Origin of the sequence: Paraburkholderia sp. J67, assembly GCF_905220265.1 — a bacterium.
Classification (GTDB): Bacteria; Pseudomonadota; Gammaproteobacteria; order Burkholderiales; family Burkholderiaceae; genus Paraburkholderia.
On the sequence record NZ_CAJMZK010000001.1, the window covers coordinates 268,735 to 283,490 of the forward strand.

General features: G+C 64.7%; 13 protein-coding genes. 3 read left to right on the top strand and 10 right to left on the bottom strand.

The window, feature by feature from the left end; genetic code table 11:
* Positions 1 to 39: 39 nt before the first annotated feature.
* The 5 genes from U5782_RS01185 to U5782_RS01205 are packed head-to-tail and all read right to left on the bottom strand — an operon-like array spanning position 40 to position 5,852.
* Complete coding sequence (locus U5782_RS01185) at positions 40 to 1,239, bottom strand: acyl-CoA dehydrogenase family protein (RefSeq protein WP_322042035.1); 1,200 nt, start codon at positions 1,237 to 1,239, stop codon at positions 40 to 42.
* A gap of 4 nt (positions 1,240 to 1,243) precedes the next feature.
* Positions 1,244 to 2,101: an enoyl-CoA hydratase family protein gene (locus U5782_RS01190; RefSeq protein WP_322042036.1), complete on the bottom strand. Its 858-nt coding sequence runs from the start codon at positions 2,099 to 2,101 to the stop codon at positions 1,244 to 1,246.
* 60 nt (positions 2,102 to 2,161) lie between these two features.
* Positions 2,162 to 2,713, bottom strand: coding sequence for a MarR family transcriptional regulator (locus U5782_RS01195; RefSeq protein ID WP_322042037.1), 552 nt, complete (start codon positions 2,711 to 2,713; stop codon positions 2,162 to 2,164).
* Positions 2,710 to 3,495 carry an SDR family oxidoreductase gene (locus U5782_RS01200; RefSeq protein ID WP_322042038.1) on the bottom strand — a complete coding sequence of 262 codons (786 nt, stop codon included), beginning with the start codon at positions 3,493 to 3,495 and terminating at the stop codon, positions 2,710 to 2,712. Before U5782_RS01200 ends, U5782_RS01195 begins: the two co-directional genes overlap by 4 nt.
* On the bottom strand, positions 3,492 to 5,852 hold the full coding sequence (locus U5782_RS01205; RefSeq protein ID WP_322042039.1) for a bifunctional salicylyl-CoA 5-hydroxylase/oxidoreductase: 2,361 nt from the start codon (positions 5,850 to 5,852) through the stop codon (positions 3,492 to 3,494). Before U5782_RS01205 ends, U5782_RS01200 begins: the two co-directional genes overlap by 4 nt.
* 431 nt (positions 5,853 to 6,283) lie before the next feature.
* Here U5782_RS01205 and opgC point away from each other — a divergent pair, with 431 nt between their 5' ends.
* Complete coding sequence (gene opgC, locus U5782_RS01210; RefSeq protein ID WP_322042040.1) at positions 6,284 to 7,372, top strand: OpgC domain-containing protein; 1,089 nt, start codon at positions 6,284 to 6,286, stop codon at positions 7,370 to 7,372.
* A 173-nt stretch (positions 7,373 to 7,545) separates the two neighbouring features.
* Here opgC and U5782_RS01215 read toward each other — a convergent pair whose 3' ends face one another.
* Positions 7,546 to 8,316: an SDR family oxidoreductase gene (locus U5782_RS01215; protein WP_322042041.1), complete on the bottom strand. Its 771-nt coding sequence runs from the start codon at positions 8,314 to 8,316 to the stop codon at positions 7,546 to 7,548.
* A gap of 309 nt (positions 8,317 to 8,625) precedes the next feature.
* On the opposite strand from U5782_RS01215, the gene U5782_RS01220 reads away from it, so the two are divergent.
* Positions 8,626 to 9,618 (top strand): ProQ/FINO family protein, encoded by a 993-nt coding sequence (locus U5782_RS01220; RefSeq protein ID WP_322042042.1) that lies wholly within the window; start codon positions 8,626 to 8,628, stop codon positions 9,616 to 9,618.
* A 113-nt stretch (positions 9,619 to 9,731) separates the two neighbouring features.
* On the opposite strand, the gene U5782_RS01225 is transcribed toward U5782_RS01220, so the two are convergent.
* The 4 genes from U5782_RS01225 to U5782_RS01240 form a co-directional block, all read right to left on the bottom strand.
* On the bottom strand, positions 9,732 to 10,424 hold the full coding sequence (locus tag U5782_RS01225; protein ID WP_322042043.1) for a transglycosylase SLT domain-containing protein: 693 nt from the start codon (positions 10,422 to 10,424) through the stop codon (positions 9,732 to 9,734).
* Positions 10,425 to 10,534: 110 nt separating this feature from the next.
* Complete coding sequence (locus tag U5782_RS01230; RefSeq protein ID WP_322042044.1) at positions 10,535 to 10,837, bottom strand: hypothetical protein; 303 nt, start codon at positions 10,835 to 10,837, stop codon at positions 10,535 to 10,537.
* 193 nt (positions 10,838 to 11,030) lie between these two features.
* On the bottom strand, positions 11,031 to 11,927 hold the full coding sequence (locus U5782_RS01235; RefSeq protein WP_322042045.1) for a fructose bisphosphate aldolase: 897 nt from the start codon (positions 11,925 to 11,927) through the stop codon (positions 11,031 to 11,033).
* Between the two features lie 218 nt (positions 11,928 to 12,145).
* Complete coding sequence (locus U5782_RS01240; protein WP_322042046.1) at positions 12,146 to 13,549, bottom strand: PLP-dependent aminotransferase family protein; 1,404 nt, start codon at positions 13,547 to 13,549, stop codon at positions 12,146 to 12,148.
* Between the two features lie 172 nt (positions 13,550 to 13,721).
* Between U5782_RS01240 and cyoA the strand changes: the two genes are divergently transcribed.
* On the top strand, positions 13,722 to 14,756 hold the full coding sequence (gene cyoA, locus U5782_RS01245; protein ID WP_322042047.1) for a ubiquinol oxidase subunit II: 1,035 nt from the start codon (positions 13,722 to 13,724) through the stop codon (positions 14,754 to 14,756).

Sequence of the window (14,756 nt, forward strand, 5' to 3'; positions counted from 1 at the left end):
GGGTTTCGCCTTTATCGAAGGGTGCGGTACGCGCGGCCCTTACGCCGCATCGTGTTCGGCATGCCAGGCCTTCAACAGGTCGCGGCCGACGATCAACTGCTGCACTTCGGTCGCGCCTTCGTAGATGCGCAGCGCGCGGATCTCGCGATAGAGCGACTCGACCACTTTGCCGCTTTGCACGCCCATGCCGCCCCAGAGCTGCACGGCCGCGTCGATTACCTGCTGTGCGCCTTCGCTCGCGTGCCATTTCGCCATCGCCGCTTCGCGCGTGACGCTCACGCCCTGGTCGCGCAACCACGCAGCGCGATAAACGAGCAGGGCGCTGCTGTCGATGGTGAGCGCCATTTGCGCGAGCTTCGCTTGCGTCAACTGAAAATCGCCGAGCGTCTGGTTGAACATCTTGCGCGATGCCGCACGGGCCAGTCCTTCGTCCATCGCGCGGCGCGCAAAGCCGAGCGATGCCGCGGCCACCGACGTGCGGAAGATATCGAGCGTGCGCATGGCGATCTTGAAGCCTTCGCCCGGCGCACCCAGCAATTGCTGCTTGCTCACGCGCGCATTCGTAAAGCGCAGGCGCGCGAGCGGATGCGGTGCGATCACGTCGATGCGTTCGGCGATTTCCAGCCCAGGTGTGTCGGCATCCACGATCAAGGCGCTGATGCCGCGCGCGCCCGGCGCTTCGCCGGTGCGGGCGAACACCACGTAGAAGTCCGCGATGCCGCCGTTCGAGATCCAGGTTTTTTCGCCGTCGAGTACGTAGTGGTCGACTTCGTCGCGCGCGGCAAGCGACATTGCGGCCACGTCCGATCCCGCGTCCGGCTCCGAGAGTGCGAAGGCGGCAATCGCCTCGCCCCTGGCAACACGCGGCAGATAGCGCGCCTTCTGCGCGTCGTTGCCTGCGAGCGAGATCGCGCCCGAGCCCAGGCCCTGCATCGCCAGTGCAAAGTCCGCAAGTCCCGAGTGCTTCGCCAGCGTTTCGCGCAGCAGGCACACGGCGCGCGTGTCGATGCTATCGCCATGTCCGCCATAAGCGGTGCCGCCCACGCCGTAGCGCAGCCAGCCCGCTTCGCCCAGCTTGCGCACGAGCGCGCGGCAGGTGTTGTCGACGTCGTCGTGCGGGACGTGCGCAAGATGTTCGTGCGCCCACGCTTGCACGTCCGTCGCGAGCGTGCGATGCCGATCTTCGAAGAACGGCCACGCCAGCGCGCCGTGCAGAGTCTGTTCAGCCGAAGCGTTCAATTGCTCAATCTCCCTTGAAAACCGGACGCGATTTCGCGGCGAACGCCTCATAGGCACGGCCAAAATCGCGGGTCGCCATGCAGATCGCCTGAGCCTGCGCTTCGGACTCGATCGCTTCGTCGATGCTCATGGTCCATTCCTGATGGAGCATCGTCTTGGTGATGCCGTGCGCGAAGGTCGGCCCAGAAGCGAGATCGGCGGCGAGCTTTCGAGCGTCCACCAGCAGCGCATCGGGTTCGCACAGGCGGTTGTAGAAGCCCCATGCATGGCCTTCTTCACCGCTTGCGGAGCGGCCCGTGTAAAGCAGTTCGGCGGCGCGACCCTGACCGATGATGCGCGGCAGGATCGCGCACGCACCCATATCGCAGCCCGCAAGACCCACGCGTGTGAAGAGGAACGCGAGCTTGCTGCGCGCCGTGCCGTAACGCATGTCGGACGCCATCGCGAGAATCGCACCGGCTCCCGCACAGACGCCATCTACAGCCGCGATGATCGGCTGCGGACAATGGCGCATCGCTTTCACGAGGTCGCCGGTCATGCGCGTGAACATGAGCAGTTCCGGCATCGGCAGATCGACGAGCGGCCCGATGATGTCGTGCACGTCGCCGCCCGAACAAAAGTTCTCGCCCGCGCCGTGCAGCACGACCGCCTTCACGTCGCTCGTGTAGGCGAGCTGGCGAAACAGGTCGCGCAGTTCCGCATAGGATTCGAATGTGAGCGGGTTCTTGCGCTCGGGGCGATTCAGCGTGATCGTCGCCACGCGCTCCTCGACCGACCAGCCGAAATGCGTGGCCTCATAACCGGCGAGCGTCGTGCGGTTGCCCGCAAAGAGCGCGTCGGCACCGGAGCGTTCTGTCGTCAAGATGGGTCTCCTTCCTGATGTCTGTGATGGCGTGCCGCGCGCAGTGAGCGCGTCGAATACTCAGCCTTCGAGGCTGTTGCGCAAATGCTGTTTGAGCTTGCCGAGCCGGTCGTGCATCTTCGCTTTCTCGTCGAGCGAGAGACCGCCGAACATTTCCACGACCCATTGCTCGTGCGCGGCGGCCATGCGATCGAAGGCGGCGCGGCCCTCGGGCGTGAGCCGCACGGCGATCGAGCGGCGATCCTCGGGATCGGCGTCGCGCACAACCAGCCCTTCTTTTTCGAGCTGATCGGTAATTCCCGTGACATTGCCGCCCGTCACCATCAGGCGGCGCGATAGCTCAGTCATACGGAGTCCTTCCGGATGGCGTTCGAGCTGGGCCATCAAGTCGAAGCGCGGCAACGTGGTGTCGAACTCCACACGCAGGCGGCGGCGCAATTCGGTCTGCACGAGGTTCGTCGTGGTGAGCAGGCGCAGCCACAGGCGCAAGCCCATATGACTATCGGCGCCCGTGCTCATTTCCATATCGACGACATTCTCTGCAGGTTTTTCGACGCCCTTGCGTGTCGTCTTCGCGGCCGCGGTCTTGCGGGAGGGCAGGGGCGAGGTCATGTGATTTCTCCACCGGAAACGGATATCGACTGCCCGGTGATCGCGGACGATCCCGGTGCGCAAAGCCACAACACTGCGTTGGCGACTTCGCCGGGCTGCACGAAACGCTGCTGCGGGTTGTGGCGCACGAGGATGCTACGCGCCTCGGCCTCGCTGCGGGAGGTCTTGCGCGTGATCTGATCGAGCGAAGCCTGCAAAAGCTCGGTTTCCGTATAGCCGGGACAGACGGCATTGACGGTCACGCCCTGTGTGGCCACTTCGAGCGCAAGCGCGCGCGTCATGCCGATCAACCCGTGTTTCGAGGCGCAATAGGCCGCCACATAGGGATAACCGACCTGGCCCGCCGTGCTCGCCACGTTCACGATGCGCCCGCTCTTGCGCGCGAGCATGGCGGGAAGCACGGCACGCGTGCAGAGAAACGCGCCCGTGAGATTGACGTCGAGCATGCGCTTCCAGAGCGCGAGATCGGTCTGCATGAAGGGCGCGGCCGTGGCCTGACCCGCGTTGTTCACAAGAATGTCGATCGCGCCGAGGCCTTCCGCAGCGTGCGCAAACGCGGCGTTCACGGCGTCTTCATCAGCGACGTCGACGCTCACGCAGGCGATGTTTTCGCCGCCGCCCAGCGCCGCGCGCTGCGCTTCGAGCTTGGCCGCATTGCGGCCCATCAGCGTGACACGAGCGCCCGCGCGCAGCAGCATGGCTGCCGTTGCCGCGCCGATACCACTGCCGCCGCCGGTCACGACGGCATGGCGATCGTTCAAGATTGTCTCGCTCATGGTCATACCGTCCCTTCCGCGCGCTGCGCACGTTCGAGCGGCGAGAGTCCAGCGGCCGCCGCAGCAGCAGCGCGCTCACGCTCGATATTGCGTTCGAGCTGCGTCTTCGCCGCCGTGTATTGATGCGGCCACATCACGTCGAAGTAACCGATCTTTGCAGCTTCATTGAGCGTCCACGCCGGATTCGCGAGATGTGGACGCGCCACGGCACAGAGATCCGCACGGCCCGCCGCGATGATGCCGTTGACGTGATCGGCTTCGGAAATCGCACCCACCGCGATCGTGGCGATGCCCGCTTCGTTGCGGATGCGATCCGCGAACGGCGTCTGGAACATGCGGCCGTAGACGGGCTTTTCGTCCTTGCTGACCTGTCCCGAGGACACATCGATCATGTCCGCGCCAGCGGTCTTGAAGGCGCGCGCGATCTCTACGGCGTCGTCGGGCGTGATGCCGCCTTCGACCCAGTCATGCGCGGAAATGCGCACGGAAATCGGCTTGTCCTGCGGCCATACTGCGCGAATCGCCCGAAAGACTTGAAGCGGATAACGCAGCCGGTTTTCGAGCGAGCCGCCATATTCGTCGCCGCGCTGGTTGGTGAGCGGCGAGAGAAAGCTCGACAGCAGATAGCCATGCGCGCAGTGCAATTCGAGCCAGTCGAAACCGGCCTCGGCGGCCATCTGGGTCGAGCGCACGAATTGCGCCTCGATTTTGCGGAGTTCTTCTGCGCTGGCTTCGTGCGACCACTGGCTCACGCCACGTAGATATTGTTGCGGCGATGCCGAAACAAGTGGCCAGTTGCCGTCGTCGAGCGGCTGGTCGATGCCGTCCCACGCCACGCGCGTCGAGCCCTTTGCGCCAGAGTGGCCAAGCTGCATGCCGATCTTCGCATCGGACTGCGCATGCACGAAATCGACGATGCGCTTCCACGCGCTCAAGTGCTCCGGCGTGTACATGCCGGGGCAAGCGGGCGTGATGCGCGCCTCGGGCGACACGCAGGTCATCTCGGTCATCACGAGTCCGGCGCCGCCCATTGCGCGCGCGCCCAGGTGCATCAGGTGATAGTCGCCTGCCACGCCGTCGCGGGCTGAATACTGCGCCATCGGCGAAACGATGACGCGATTCTTGAGCGTGACGCCACGTACGGTATACGGCGTGAACATCGGTGGCACGGCACGCTCGCCCGCGCCCGCACGCTGCGCGAGCCAGGACTCGAAGCCGCCCAGATAATGCGCGTCGCGATCGCGCAGATTCTCGTGCGAGATGCGCTGCGAACGCGTGAGCAAGGAATACGCGAATTGCTCCGGCTCGAACTTCGCGTAGCGATCGACGTGCTCGAACCATTCCGTCGAATTACGCGCGGCGTTCTGGATCCGCAGCACATCGACGCTGCGCACGCTCGTGTAGTGATGGAGCGCGGCGCGCAGGTCGGCCGCATGCGTGTCGATGCTATTGGCCAGTTCGATGGCGTCTTCGAGTGCGAGCTTGGTGCCGGAGCCAATCGAGAAATGCGCCGTGTGCGCTGCGTCGCCCATCAACACGACCGGAACCGGCTTGCCGTCGGCGGCCGTTTTCCAGTGCACCCATTCGCGGTTCACCACGCGCGGAAAACGGATCCATTGCGACGAGCCGCGTAGATGCGCCGCGTTCGAGCGCAATGCGTGGCCGTCGAGATAGCGCGCGAACAGCTTCTCGCAGAACGCGATGCTGTCTTCCTTGCTCATGTCGTCGAGGCCCGCGGCGCGCCACACGTGCTCGGGCGTTTCGACGATGAAGGTGGAGGTGTTGTCGTCGAAGCGATAGGCGTGCGCCTGGAACCAGCCGTATTCGGTTTCTTCGAATGCAAACGTAAAGGCGTCGAACAGCTTCGACGTGCCCAGCCAGACGAAACGGCAATCGCGCAGATCGATATCGGGTTGATAGGTGGCGGCGTACTTCTGGCGCGTGGGACTGTTCAGACCATCGCTCGCGATGATGAGGTCGGCGTTCTGCGCGTCGTCGTCGCTCATCTGCGTTTCGAACACGAGCTTCACGCCAAGCTGTTCGCAGCGCGCTTGCAGGATATTGAGCAGACGCTTGCGACCGATGCCGCAGAAGCCATGGCCCGACGAGCGGATCGCACGACCGCGAAAATGGATCTCGATGTCGTCCCAGTGATTGAACGCGCCGAGAATTTCGGCGGCGCTTTCCGGGTCGGCGGCGCGCAGATTGCCAAGCGTCTGATCCGAGAACACCACCCCCCAGCCGAAGGTGTCGTACGGACGGTTCCGCTCGACCACCGTGATGTCGTAGTGCGGGTGACGCCGCTTCATCAACAGGCCGAAGTACAGTCCGGCCGGGCCGCCACCGATGCAAACAATGCGCATGCTCGCTCCCTGGGTCAATCTCGATCTGTAAGGTCAGAGTAGGCTCAGTTACTTTAGGTGTCAAGTAAATTGCCGACGAGCCGGGAAAGCCCTGGCGCAGGCCAAACCTTACGTCCGTCTTGCGTTCGAGCGGGAAACTGCGGCCCATCCGGCGACTGTGCGATGCTGCTCGATGAGGGGCTGTGAAGGTCTTGCGATTGCGCTTCAAAGCTGGCATTGATTTCGCATGCAGAAGCGGGCCGCGCAGATATCAAGTCACCCCGCAGCGGCTTTCAAATGCATTCCAGCGCAATACCGCTTTACGCAATTCGATCAGCCATCCTTACTAAATGCTTCGCGCGCAATTGTGGCGCCGATGCTTCGCGCAGTCGCAATCCAGTCTTTTTTCGTCTCTCCACCGTACGATACGAACCAGGCGGGAGCCTTCATTGATGAGCCAGACAGCCCAGCGGTCGATCGAAATCGACTTCTTTCGCGGTTTCGCGTTGATCGCCATTGCCCTCGACCACATTCCTTCCAGCGTGCTTTCGCACGGCATGCTGCACACTTTCGCGTATTGCGATTCGGCGGAGGTGTTCGTCTTCATGAGCGGCTACGTGTCGGCGGCGAGTTGGCTGGCGATTGCCGCACGCAAGGGCATCGATGCCGCAAACTGGCGCTTTTTTCGCCGCAGCCGGGAAATCTACGCCGCGTATCTGTGCGCAGCGGTACTGATGCTGCTTTCTGGTGCGGCGGCCGTGGCGCTGCATGTGGATTCGCCGCTTGTAGGCGTGTCGGGCTTTGTGCGCTTTGCCGCGCATCCATTTGCGATGCTCGGCAATATTGCGATCTTTCGCGACCAGCCCTATCTGGCCGGGGTCTTGCCGCTCTACGTCCTGCTCGTGCTCGCGCTGCCCATCGTCATGCCGCTCGCGCGGCGCGCGCCCGAAGTCACGTTGCTGGGCAGTTTCGCGCTGTGGTTCGCAAGTAGCTGGCTCGGCAACTATCTGCCGTCGGTGCCGGGATCGATCTGGCCGTTCAATCCGTTCGCCTGGCAGGCCATGTTCATGCTCGGCTTGTTGTGCAGGCTCTATCCGGTCTCGGATGCGTTTCAGACTTCACGGCTCGGCCGCAGCTTGACGCTGCTTGCCTGCGTACTCGTCGGCACCTTTGCCTTTGTGCGTCTTTTTGTCGAAGTCGATCCGCAGCCTGGCTATATGAAGCAGAACCTCGCGAGCCTGCGCATCGTCAGTTTCGCTGCGGTAGCGTGGCTTGCAGCGCAGGCCGTGCGGCTTGGCTGGGTCGACCGGCTCGCGCGGCGCGTACCGGGCGTCGTCACGGTGGGGCAGCAGGGGCTCGTTTGCTTCGTCGGCGGCGCGCTGGCATCGAACGTGATCGATACGCTGTTGCGCGCAACGCATTCGAATACGTTTCTGCCTGCGCGTTTCGCGGGTGACGCTCTAGCCATCGGCGCCCTGGTGATGCTCGCGGGTGGCGCGCGCAAGTGGAAGGCCGTGCGGCCACGGGTTGCGCTCACGTGAAGCCGCGTGGATTTTTAAAGGTAAGAATTTGCGGGATGACCTGCAACTCCGGCCGCGTTGTCCGGCCGGAGTTGCACCCGGATCGCTAACGTTCGCGCGACACGTTCCGTCTGCGTGCCAGGGGCATCATCATTTAAGGTGAGCGTTTGCGGGAGCCTTTAACGCACTGGTTTTTATGCCTGTGCAAGCTCGCGCACGTCTGAGGTGGGTGACGCGCCAAACGCATCGCTCAGTGCGTAGTCGATCAGCTGGCGTGCCGAATCGCCAGGCGTCGCCAACTTCCCGGTTTGCTTCAGTTCTTCGAATCGTCCGCGCAACGGAAAATGGTCGACACGGGTTGCGCGGATTGTCGCCTGCATGCCGGTGTCCACCACGCCGGGCGCGACGCTGCCAATGCGCACGCCAACCGGCGCATCGAGCGCCACGGCGCGCGCGTGATGATCGAGCGCGGCCTTGGTCGCGCAGTAAACGCTCCAGCCCGCGTAGGCATTGCGCGCCGCGCCGCTCGAGATATGGACGATGCGACGCTCCTGAGCCTGCACGGCGGCGATGGCATTGGCCAACATCAACGGTGCGGCGACGTTGAGCGTGACGGCGCGCGCAATTGTGTTGGCGTCCTGAGCGCCGAGCGGCGCGATCGGATCGACGGTGCCAGCGTTATTGAACAGCACGACACACTGCGCGCCTTGCGCAAAATTTTCCAGCGCACCGCTCGCAAGCCACTGTTCGACAGCCGTGGGATTGGCGAGATCGAGGGAAGCCTCTACAAATCGTGGTGCCGCCGCGCACTCACGCGAGGCCAGCGCAGCGTGCCCGCTGCGGCCCACGCCCAATACGTCGATCTGACGTTCGAGCAGCAATTCGGCCAGCGCGGCACCCAGGCCACGAGAATGGCCGGTGACGATCGCGCGCACCGGAGAAGGGGAAAGAACAGAATCGGTCATGATTTAAGAGGGAAATGCGAAGAATAAAGCGCACGATGCACGCTTCGCCGCGCTGACATAGATGTCTGAAAATCGGCGCGATCGAGGGGCCGAATCGGATTCACCAGGATGCAGATGGGACGACGTTTTGCGCTATATGCGCATGAAATCGGGTCATTCCTGCCCATTGAGAAGCGTCAATATCACCGGAATTCGCGCCGATTCGTGCATAAAAAGCCGCGCCAAATCGTGTGGATCGCGCGACTAGACAGAAATGCGGCGCGCGATTCTGTATCATAGCGTCCGATCCAATAAGGAAGAGAGCTGGACGTGAAAGCCGCATCGCAACAACGCCGACCCCTGAGCCTCAAAGACGGGCTGCTTGAACTCAAGAAGAGCATGGGGCTGGGCACGGGGCAGCCGCCCGAAGAACAGGCGCAGTCGCCGCAAGGCAAGCACGCGCCCAAGGGCGCGCAGAAAGGCGCACAGGGCCAGCGGCGCGCTCAAGGCGCGCCCAGTCACAAGGGCCCGAAAGGTCCTCGCCCGTCCGGTGCGGCCGGTGCCGACGAAGCGCGCGGCCGTGGCCGCCCGCAGCAGGCCAAGGGTCAGGGCAAGCCCGCTGGCGAAGGCGGCAAGCCGCAAGACGCCAACGGCCAGCCCGGCCGTGCTCCGCGCCAGTCGCGCGGCCCGCGCGACGGTGAACGCGGCGAGCGCAACAACAACCGCCAGCGCCCGGCACGCCCGCAGCCGCAGATGGCCAACCTGAGCGAAGCGGAAAAGGCGCGTATCGAGCGCAACCGCCAGCTCAACACGGTCTGGAACGTCTTCGCGAAGCTGTATCCGGCGTTCCGCGAGCGTCTGCCGCTGAAGATCGGCGTGGCGGAAGATCTGGTTACGCGTCATCCCGACTACGAGCGCACGCTGATCGTCGCCGTGCTCAAGCGCCATGTGAATCATCCGCGCTACCACGAGCGCGTCGCCGCAGGCGGCTCGCGCTACGAGCTGGACGGCAGCGTCTCGGAAGGCCCGGGCATCGATCCGTCGCACGTCGGCCGCGCCAACGCCGCAATCGCACGCCAGAAGGCCAAGGCCGAAGCACAAGCCAAGGCGCAGGAAGCCGCGAAGGCAGGCCAGCCGGCCGACGCCGCTGCTGCACCTGCTGCTGCGGAAGCGGCGCAAGCCGAAGCTGCCGCACCCGCCGCTGCGGCCCCGGAAGCCGTTGAAGCGGCACCGCAACCGGTTCAGCCGGCTGCGGGCGAGCCAGCAGGCGCGCAGGGTGAGGCCAAGGGCAGCGAAGACGCAACGCCCGCAGCCGACGCCTGATCCTTCGGCGCCGTCAAGGCGCTGTTTCAGGAAGACATGACACGCCCGGCGAGTTCGGCTCGCCGGGCTGTTTGCGTTTTGACGTTTGGTTTAAGTCGTCCGGCGCGAACGATTCAGCGCTCGCGCGTACGCGCATAGCTGCGCGCGGAGAGCGCGTCGGCACCTGCGGCAGGCGAGGCCGCCTGTGCAGACGCGGACGCCGCCGATGCGCCTTGCGCGGCAGCGTCGCTCGCCGCGACACTGGCCGAGAAGACCCCGTTGAAATTGCCGGGCGCGCCTTCATCGGCTGCGCCGTTGCCCTGCGGGGCGCTTGCGCTGTCCAGCACGCGGCCGAACTCGGCGGCGCGCGAGCGAATCTTTTCGGCGTAGGCCTTCGATCCGCCGTAGTTCTTCATCGCTGCATCGAGATCGCCGCCCGCCGCGCGTTTGTAGCCGTAGAGAATCGATGAGCCCACATCGATATTGACGTCGGGATCGGTGAGATCCTTCACGTTGCGCAGCAGATTGCGGTGCGCGGAAGGCACCACCTGCATGAGCCCGGTGGCGTTGTTCGCACCGCGCGCCTTTTCGTGAAAGCGGGACTCGATCGAGATGATGGCGAGCAGCACCGCGGGCGGCAGCGAATATTTCGCGGCGGCCGTCGTGACCGCCTCCGAGATCTGCGCAGCCTTCTCCTTCGCCAGACCGAACTTCTGGGTCAGATAGGTGGGGAGTTTCGTGTCGTCCCCTTGAGGGGGAGCCTGCTGCGCCGCTGCGTGTTGCACGAGGCCGGGCAGCAAGGCGAGCAGGCAGAGTAAGCGCCTCATGGCCGGTGCGCGTCGTGAGCTATGGAAGGCGCACAGTATAACCGGCCAGGAAAAAGGACAGCGGGGATGTGGCCCCGTCTAGTGGCGTCGGTATGCGCCCCGTTTGGCGATCAACCTGTGAAACGCCGGCGAATATACCGCCGCCACGTGATGACGCCTGCGCACGAGAGAACGAAGGCGGCCATCAGGTAGGCCAGGGCGCATAAGAGCATTCTGGTCATAGTCTCGACGTCCCATGCGTCGGGGGAGTAGTTGGGATCCATGTAGTGGAGAATCGCGGTGCTCGCGTTATCCAGCCAGAGCGGTATCTCGAAGGAGATATGCAGCAGGATCGCCGCGAGCAGCGCACCGACGACCAACCACGCCGCCACTATCGCCGAACACCACCCGAGCAATACCGTACGGCTAGTCATCGAACCTCCACTCGACCGTACGCCTTGATGTCGCTGCCAGGCACCGACATATCCGGTTTGAACAGACGGATATAGCGCTGCAGATTGTTGAAGGCATGCGGATCCTTCACAGTGATACACCCCTTGTCCCGACGGATTCCATTGATTGCATTGATAAATCCGTCGGGACAACCCTCATTCCTTCTCTGCGCGATCAGTTCTTTCGAACCGACGCGTTATAGATCTCGTCGATGCTCGCGGCCAGTGCGGCATCGAATTCCGCATCGCTCATTTGCTTCGTGAGCTCATTGATCAGCGCGCGCGAAAAGCTCGCGATCATGCCGTGGTTGTGCGCGAGGCGCGTGCACGCGTCGCTGCGCGAGTAACCGCCCGACAACGCGACCACACGCACAACACGCGGATGCTCGATCAGCGGCTTGTAGAAGTCGGGCGTATCGGGAATCGTCAGCTTGATCATGACGTTGCGCGAGGCGGGCAGGGCGTCGAGGCCCTTGAGCAGTTCGTCGCGCAGCAGCGCCTCGGCTTCGGCCTTGTCGGGCGCCTTGATCGACACCTCGGGTTCCAGAATCGGCACGAGACCCTTCGCGCTGATCTGCTCGCCCACCTCGAACTGCTGCTTCGCGACCGCGGCGATGCCCGAAGCCGACGCGCTCTCGATCACCGAGCGCATCTTGGTGCCAAAAATGCCGGCTTTCTGGGCGCGCTCCAGCAGCGCGTCGAGGCCGGGATTCGGCTTCATGAGACGCACGCCGTCCGCTTCGTTCTCCAGCCCCTTGTCGACCTTCAGAAACGGCACCACGCCGCGGTCTTCCCACAGAAACGCCGGCACCGGCTTGCCGTGCGCCTGCCCGTCCATGGTCTGTTCGAAGAGAATCGCGCCGATCACCTTTTCGCCCGTGAAGGCCGGCGCGCTGATGATGCGCACGCGCATTTCGTGCATCAGGCGGAACATGTCGGCATCGCCGCTGTAGTCGCTCTCGGGGATGCCGTACTGCCGCAGCGCGCCCGGCGTCGAGCCGCCACTCTGGTCGAGCGCGGCGATGAAACCGGGCTTTTCACGCATCTGCTGAAGCATCTTCTCGTTGGCCATCTTCCATCCTCCCGAAAAATAAGCGCCTGCGGCGCGGGTAGCGTGGGACGCGGCGCGCGGCCGCCTCCGATCCAGAAAGCGATCCGAAATCCGATTCGACGAGTGTACCGGCGCGGCGTGACAGCGTCTGCGCCATTGTGTCGGTCACGTGCGCGCGGACGCTGTTCGCGAACGTCCGCTGAGTCAGAGGGGAAAAGGAAGCAAGCGCGATGCCAGCGTCAGACGATCACCTGCGCCGACCGATCGCTGGCCAACAAGGTGGAGAGGCGTCGCAGCGCGGCCTGCAAGCGGGCGCGATCGGCGGTTGCGCCTAGCGAGATGCGAATCGCGTTGGCAGCCGTCATGCCGCCGCGATCGAAAGCGGTGGAGGGCGCCACAGCGAGGCCTTCGGTGCTCGCGGCCGCCGCCAGTTCGCGCGCCTGCCAGTAGCTCGGCAGCGGGTACCAAAGGTGAATGCCCGCGTTTTCGCCGCCCGCGGGGCCGAGCGTCTGCGCCGCGATGCGTTGGCGCTCCTGCGCCTCAGCACGTACGCCCCGGAATATGTCGTCCGCGACGCCGTCCTCGATCCACTGCATCGCCAGCGCGTTCGTGAGCGGCGCGGCCATCAGCGAGAACGAGCGCAGCGCGGCCAGCACGCGCGCATGCGCGGCGCTATCGGGCACGGTGAGGAAGGCGGTGCGCAGGCCCGGCGAGAGCGTCTTGGAGAGCGTCGAGAGATAGCACACCTGCGCCGGGGCCATACGCGCAAGCGGCGGCGGCGCGTCGGGCGCGAAGCGCCAGTAGGGATCGTCCTCGACGATACGCACGCCGTGCCGCTGTGCTACCCGCAGAAGCTCGCGGCGGCGCGCGTCGGAGAGCGTCGTGGCGGTGGGATTCTGGAGCGTGGGATTGAGGTAAAGCAGGCGTGCGCCGTGCAAGCGGCAGGCGGCGTCCAGCGCGTCGGGCAGCATGCCTTCGGCGTCGGTCGCCACCGTTTCGAGGCGACGCCCCAGTTGCGCGACCGCGTGCGGCAGCCCCGGATAGACGAGCGGCTCGCTCAGCACCACGTCGCCGGGGGCCGTGAAGGCGAGGATCAGCGCGGCCAGCGCTGCCTGCGCACCGGGGCAGACTACCAGCCGCGCGGGATCGACCGCGCCGAGCACCGGTTCGAGCCACTTCGCGCCCGCCGCGCAATCAGCCGCCGCACCGCCGCCGACGTGATAGGTCATCAGCAGATCGGCATCGCTGCGCAACAGCAGGCGCGAAAGGCCTTCGCGCAGCAGCGCGTCGGCGTCGAGCCCCTGCGGCGGCGGCGGAATGTTCATGCTCAGATCGACGCGCTGCGCCAGTTCCGCACGCGGCGCCGCGATGAAGGTGCCCAGCGGCCCGCGCGCCTCGATCAGCCCGCGCCGCCGCGCCTCGTTGAAGCCACGCGTGATCGTGGTCAGATCCACGTCGAGCAGATCGGCCAGCGTGCGCTGGGCGGGCGCGCGTTCGCCGGGCGAGAGCGTGCCGTCGGCCACGGCGCGCTCGATGAAGTCGACGAGACGCAGATAACGCGGGCCGTCGCCGTCTTGCAGCGCCGTTGCCCACGCCGCAGCGGCGTCTTTCTTGTCCGGATCGATACGGTTATTTCGCGTCATTCTGTCGCAGATGTATGTGTCATGTCTTACTCTAGCATGCGGACACGAAGCGCGTAAATCCATACATATAGGCTATGTATGGGCCTTCGGCTGGCGTCCTCAGGGCGTCGCGCCGAAGGCAAGGTGAGCACGTATGGATGGGTTTGCGCGATCGTCAACCATGGAACCCGACATGCGCACCCACTCCATTCGAAGAGGACCGGCCGTCGAAGCCGGCCCGCCGCTTCCTCAACCACCCACACGCTTGACCTCCGCAATCCGCCACGCCGCTACGCTCGCGTCGGCTGGCGCGCTCGCCTTGCTCGGCGGCTGTAGTTCCGTGCTGATGGATCCGAAAGGCGACATCGGCGTGCAGGAAAAGAACCTCATCCTCATCGCGCTCGGCCTGATGCTGCTCGTGGTGATTCCGGTGATCGCGCTCACGCTCTGGTTCGCGTGGCGCTACCGTGCTTCCAACACGGGCGCGACCTACGCGCCGAAGTGGTCGCACTCGACCGCGATCGAAATCGTGGTCTGGACGATCCCCTGCATCATCGTGGTCACGCTCGCGGCGCTGATCTGGCGCACGACGCACTCGCTCGATCCGTACAAGCCGATCGAGTCGCAGGTCAAGCCGATCCGCGTCGATGTCGTGGCGCTCAACTGGAAGTGGCTCTTCATCTACCCGGACTACGGCGTCGCCTCCGTGAACCAGTTGGCGATTCCGGTCGACACGCCGGTGTCGTTCCGCCTGACCGCCGAATCGCTGATGAACTCGTTCTTCATCCCGCAACTGGGCAGCCAGGTCTACGCGATGTCAGGCATGGAAACGAAGCTCCACTTGATCGCCAACCAGCCCGGCACCTACGCAGGACGCTCGGCGGCCTTTAGCGGCCCGGGCTTCTCGGACATGCATTTCGACACGCTCGCCACCAGCCGCGCCGACTTCGACGCATGGATCGCGCGCGCCAAGGCCTCGCCCGCGATGCTCAGCCGCGGCGCTTACGAGGCGCTCGCGGTGCCCGGCGAGAAGGCGCCCGTCGCGCTCTATTCGAACGTAGCGCCTGGCCTCTTCGAAGGCGTGGTGGACAAGTACATGCGCGACGTTCACGGCAACCCGATCTGCGGCTCGGGCACGACGGCCCCGGCGCTCACCTTCGATAGCGGCGTTGAAAAAAGCGTCGATAAAAACGGCGCGCGTGCGCCCGCCACCCTGGCAGCGGAGTAA

What these genes read in the sequence shown, in the direction of transcription:
- U5782_RS01195 (WP_322042037.1), bottom strand. Translation starts at nt 2,713, where the DNA reads ATGACCTCGCCCCTGCCCTCCCGCAAGACCGCGGCCGCGAAGACGACA.
- U5782_RS01200 (WP_322042038.1), bottom strand. Translation starts at nt 3,495, where the DNA reads ATGACCATGAGCGAGACAATCTTGAACGATCGCCATGCCGTCGTGACC.
- U5782_RS01205 (WP_322042039.1), bottom strand. Translation starts at nt 5,852, where the DNA reads ATGCGCATTGTTTGCATCGGTGGCGGCCCGGCCGGACTGTACTTCGGC.
- opgC (WP_322042040.1), top strand. Translation starts at nt 6,284, where the DNA reads ATGAGCCAGACAGCCCAGCGGTCGATCGAAATCGACTTCTTTCGCGGT.
- U5782_RS01215 (WP_322042041.1), bottom strand. Translation starts at nt 8,316, where the DNA reads ATGACCGATTCTGTTCTTTCCCCTTCTCCGGTGCGCGCGATCGTCACC.
- U5782_RS01225 (WP_322042043.1), bottom strand. Translation starts at nt 10,424, where the DNA reads ATGAGGCGCTTACTCTGCCTGCTCGCCTTGCTGCCCGGCCTCGTGCAA.
- U5782_RS01230 (WP_322042044.1), bottom strand. Translation starts at nt 10,837, where the DNA reads ATGACTAGCCGTACGGTATTGCTCGGGTGGTGTTCGGCGATAGTGGCG.
- U5782_RS01235 (WP_322042045.1), bottom strand. Translation starts at nt 11,927, where the DNA reads ATGGCCAACGAGAAGATGCTTCAGCAGATGCGTGAAAAGCCCGGTTTC.
- U5782_RS01240 (WP_322042046.1), bottom strand. Translation starts at nt 13,549, where the DNA reads ATGACGCGAAATAACCGTATCGATCCGGACAAGAAAGACGCCGCTGCG.
- cyoA (WP_322042047.1), top strand. Translation starts at nt 13,722, where the DNA reads ATGCGCACCCACTCCATTCGAAGAGGACCGGCCGTCGAAGCCGGCCCG.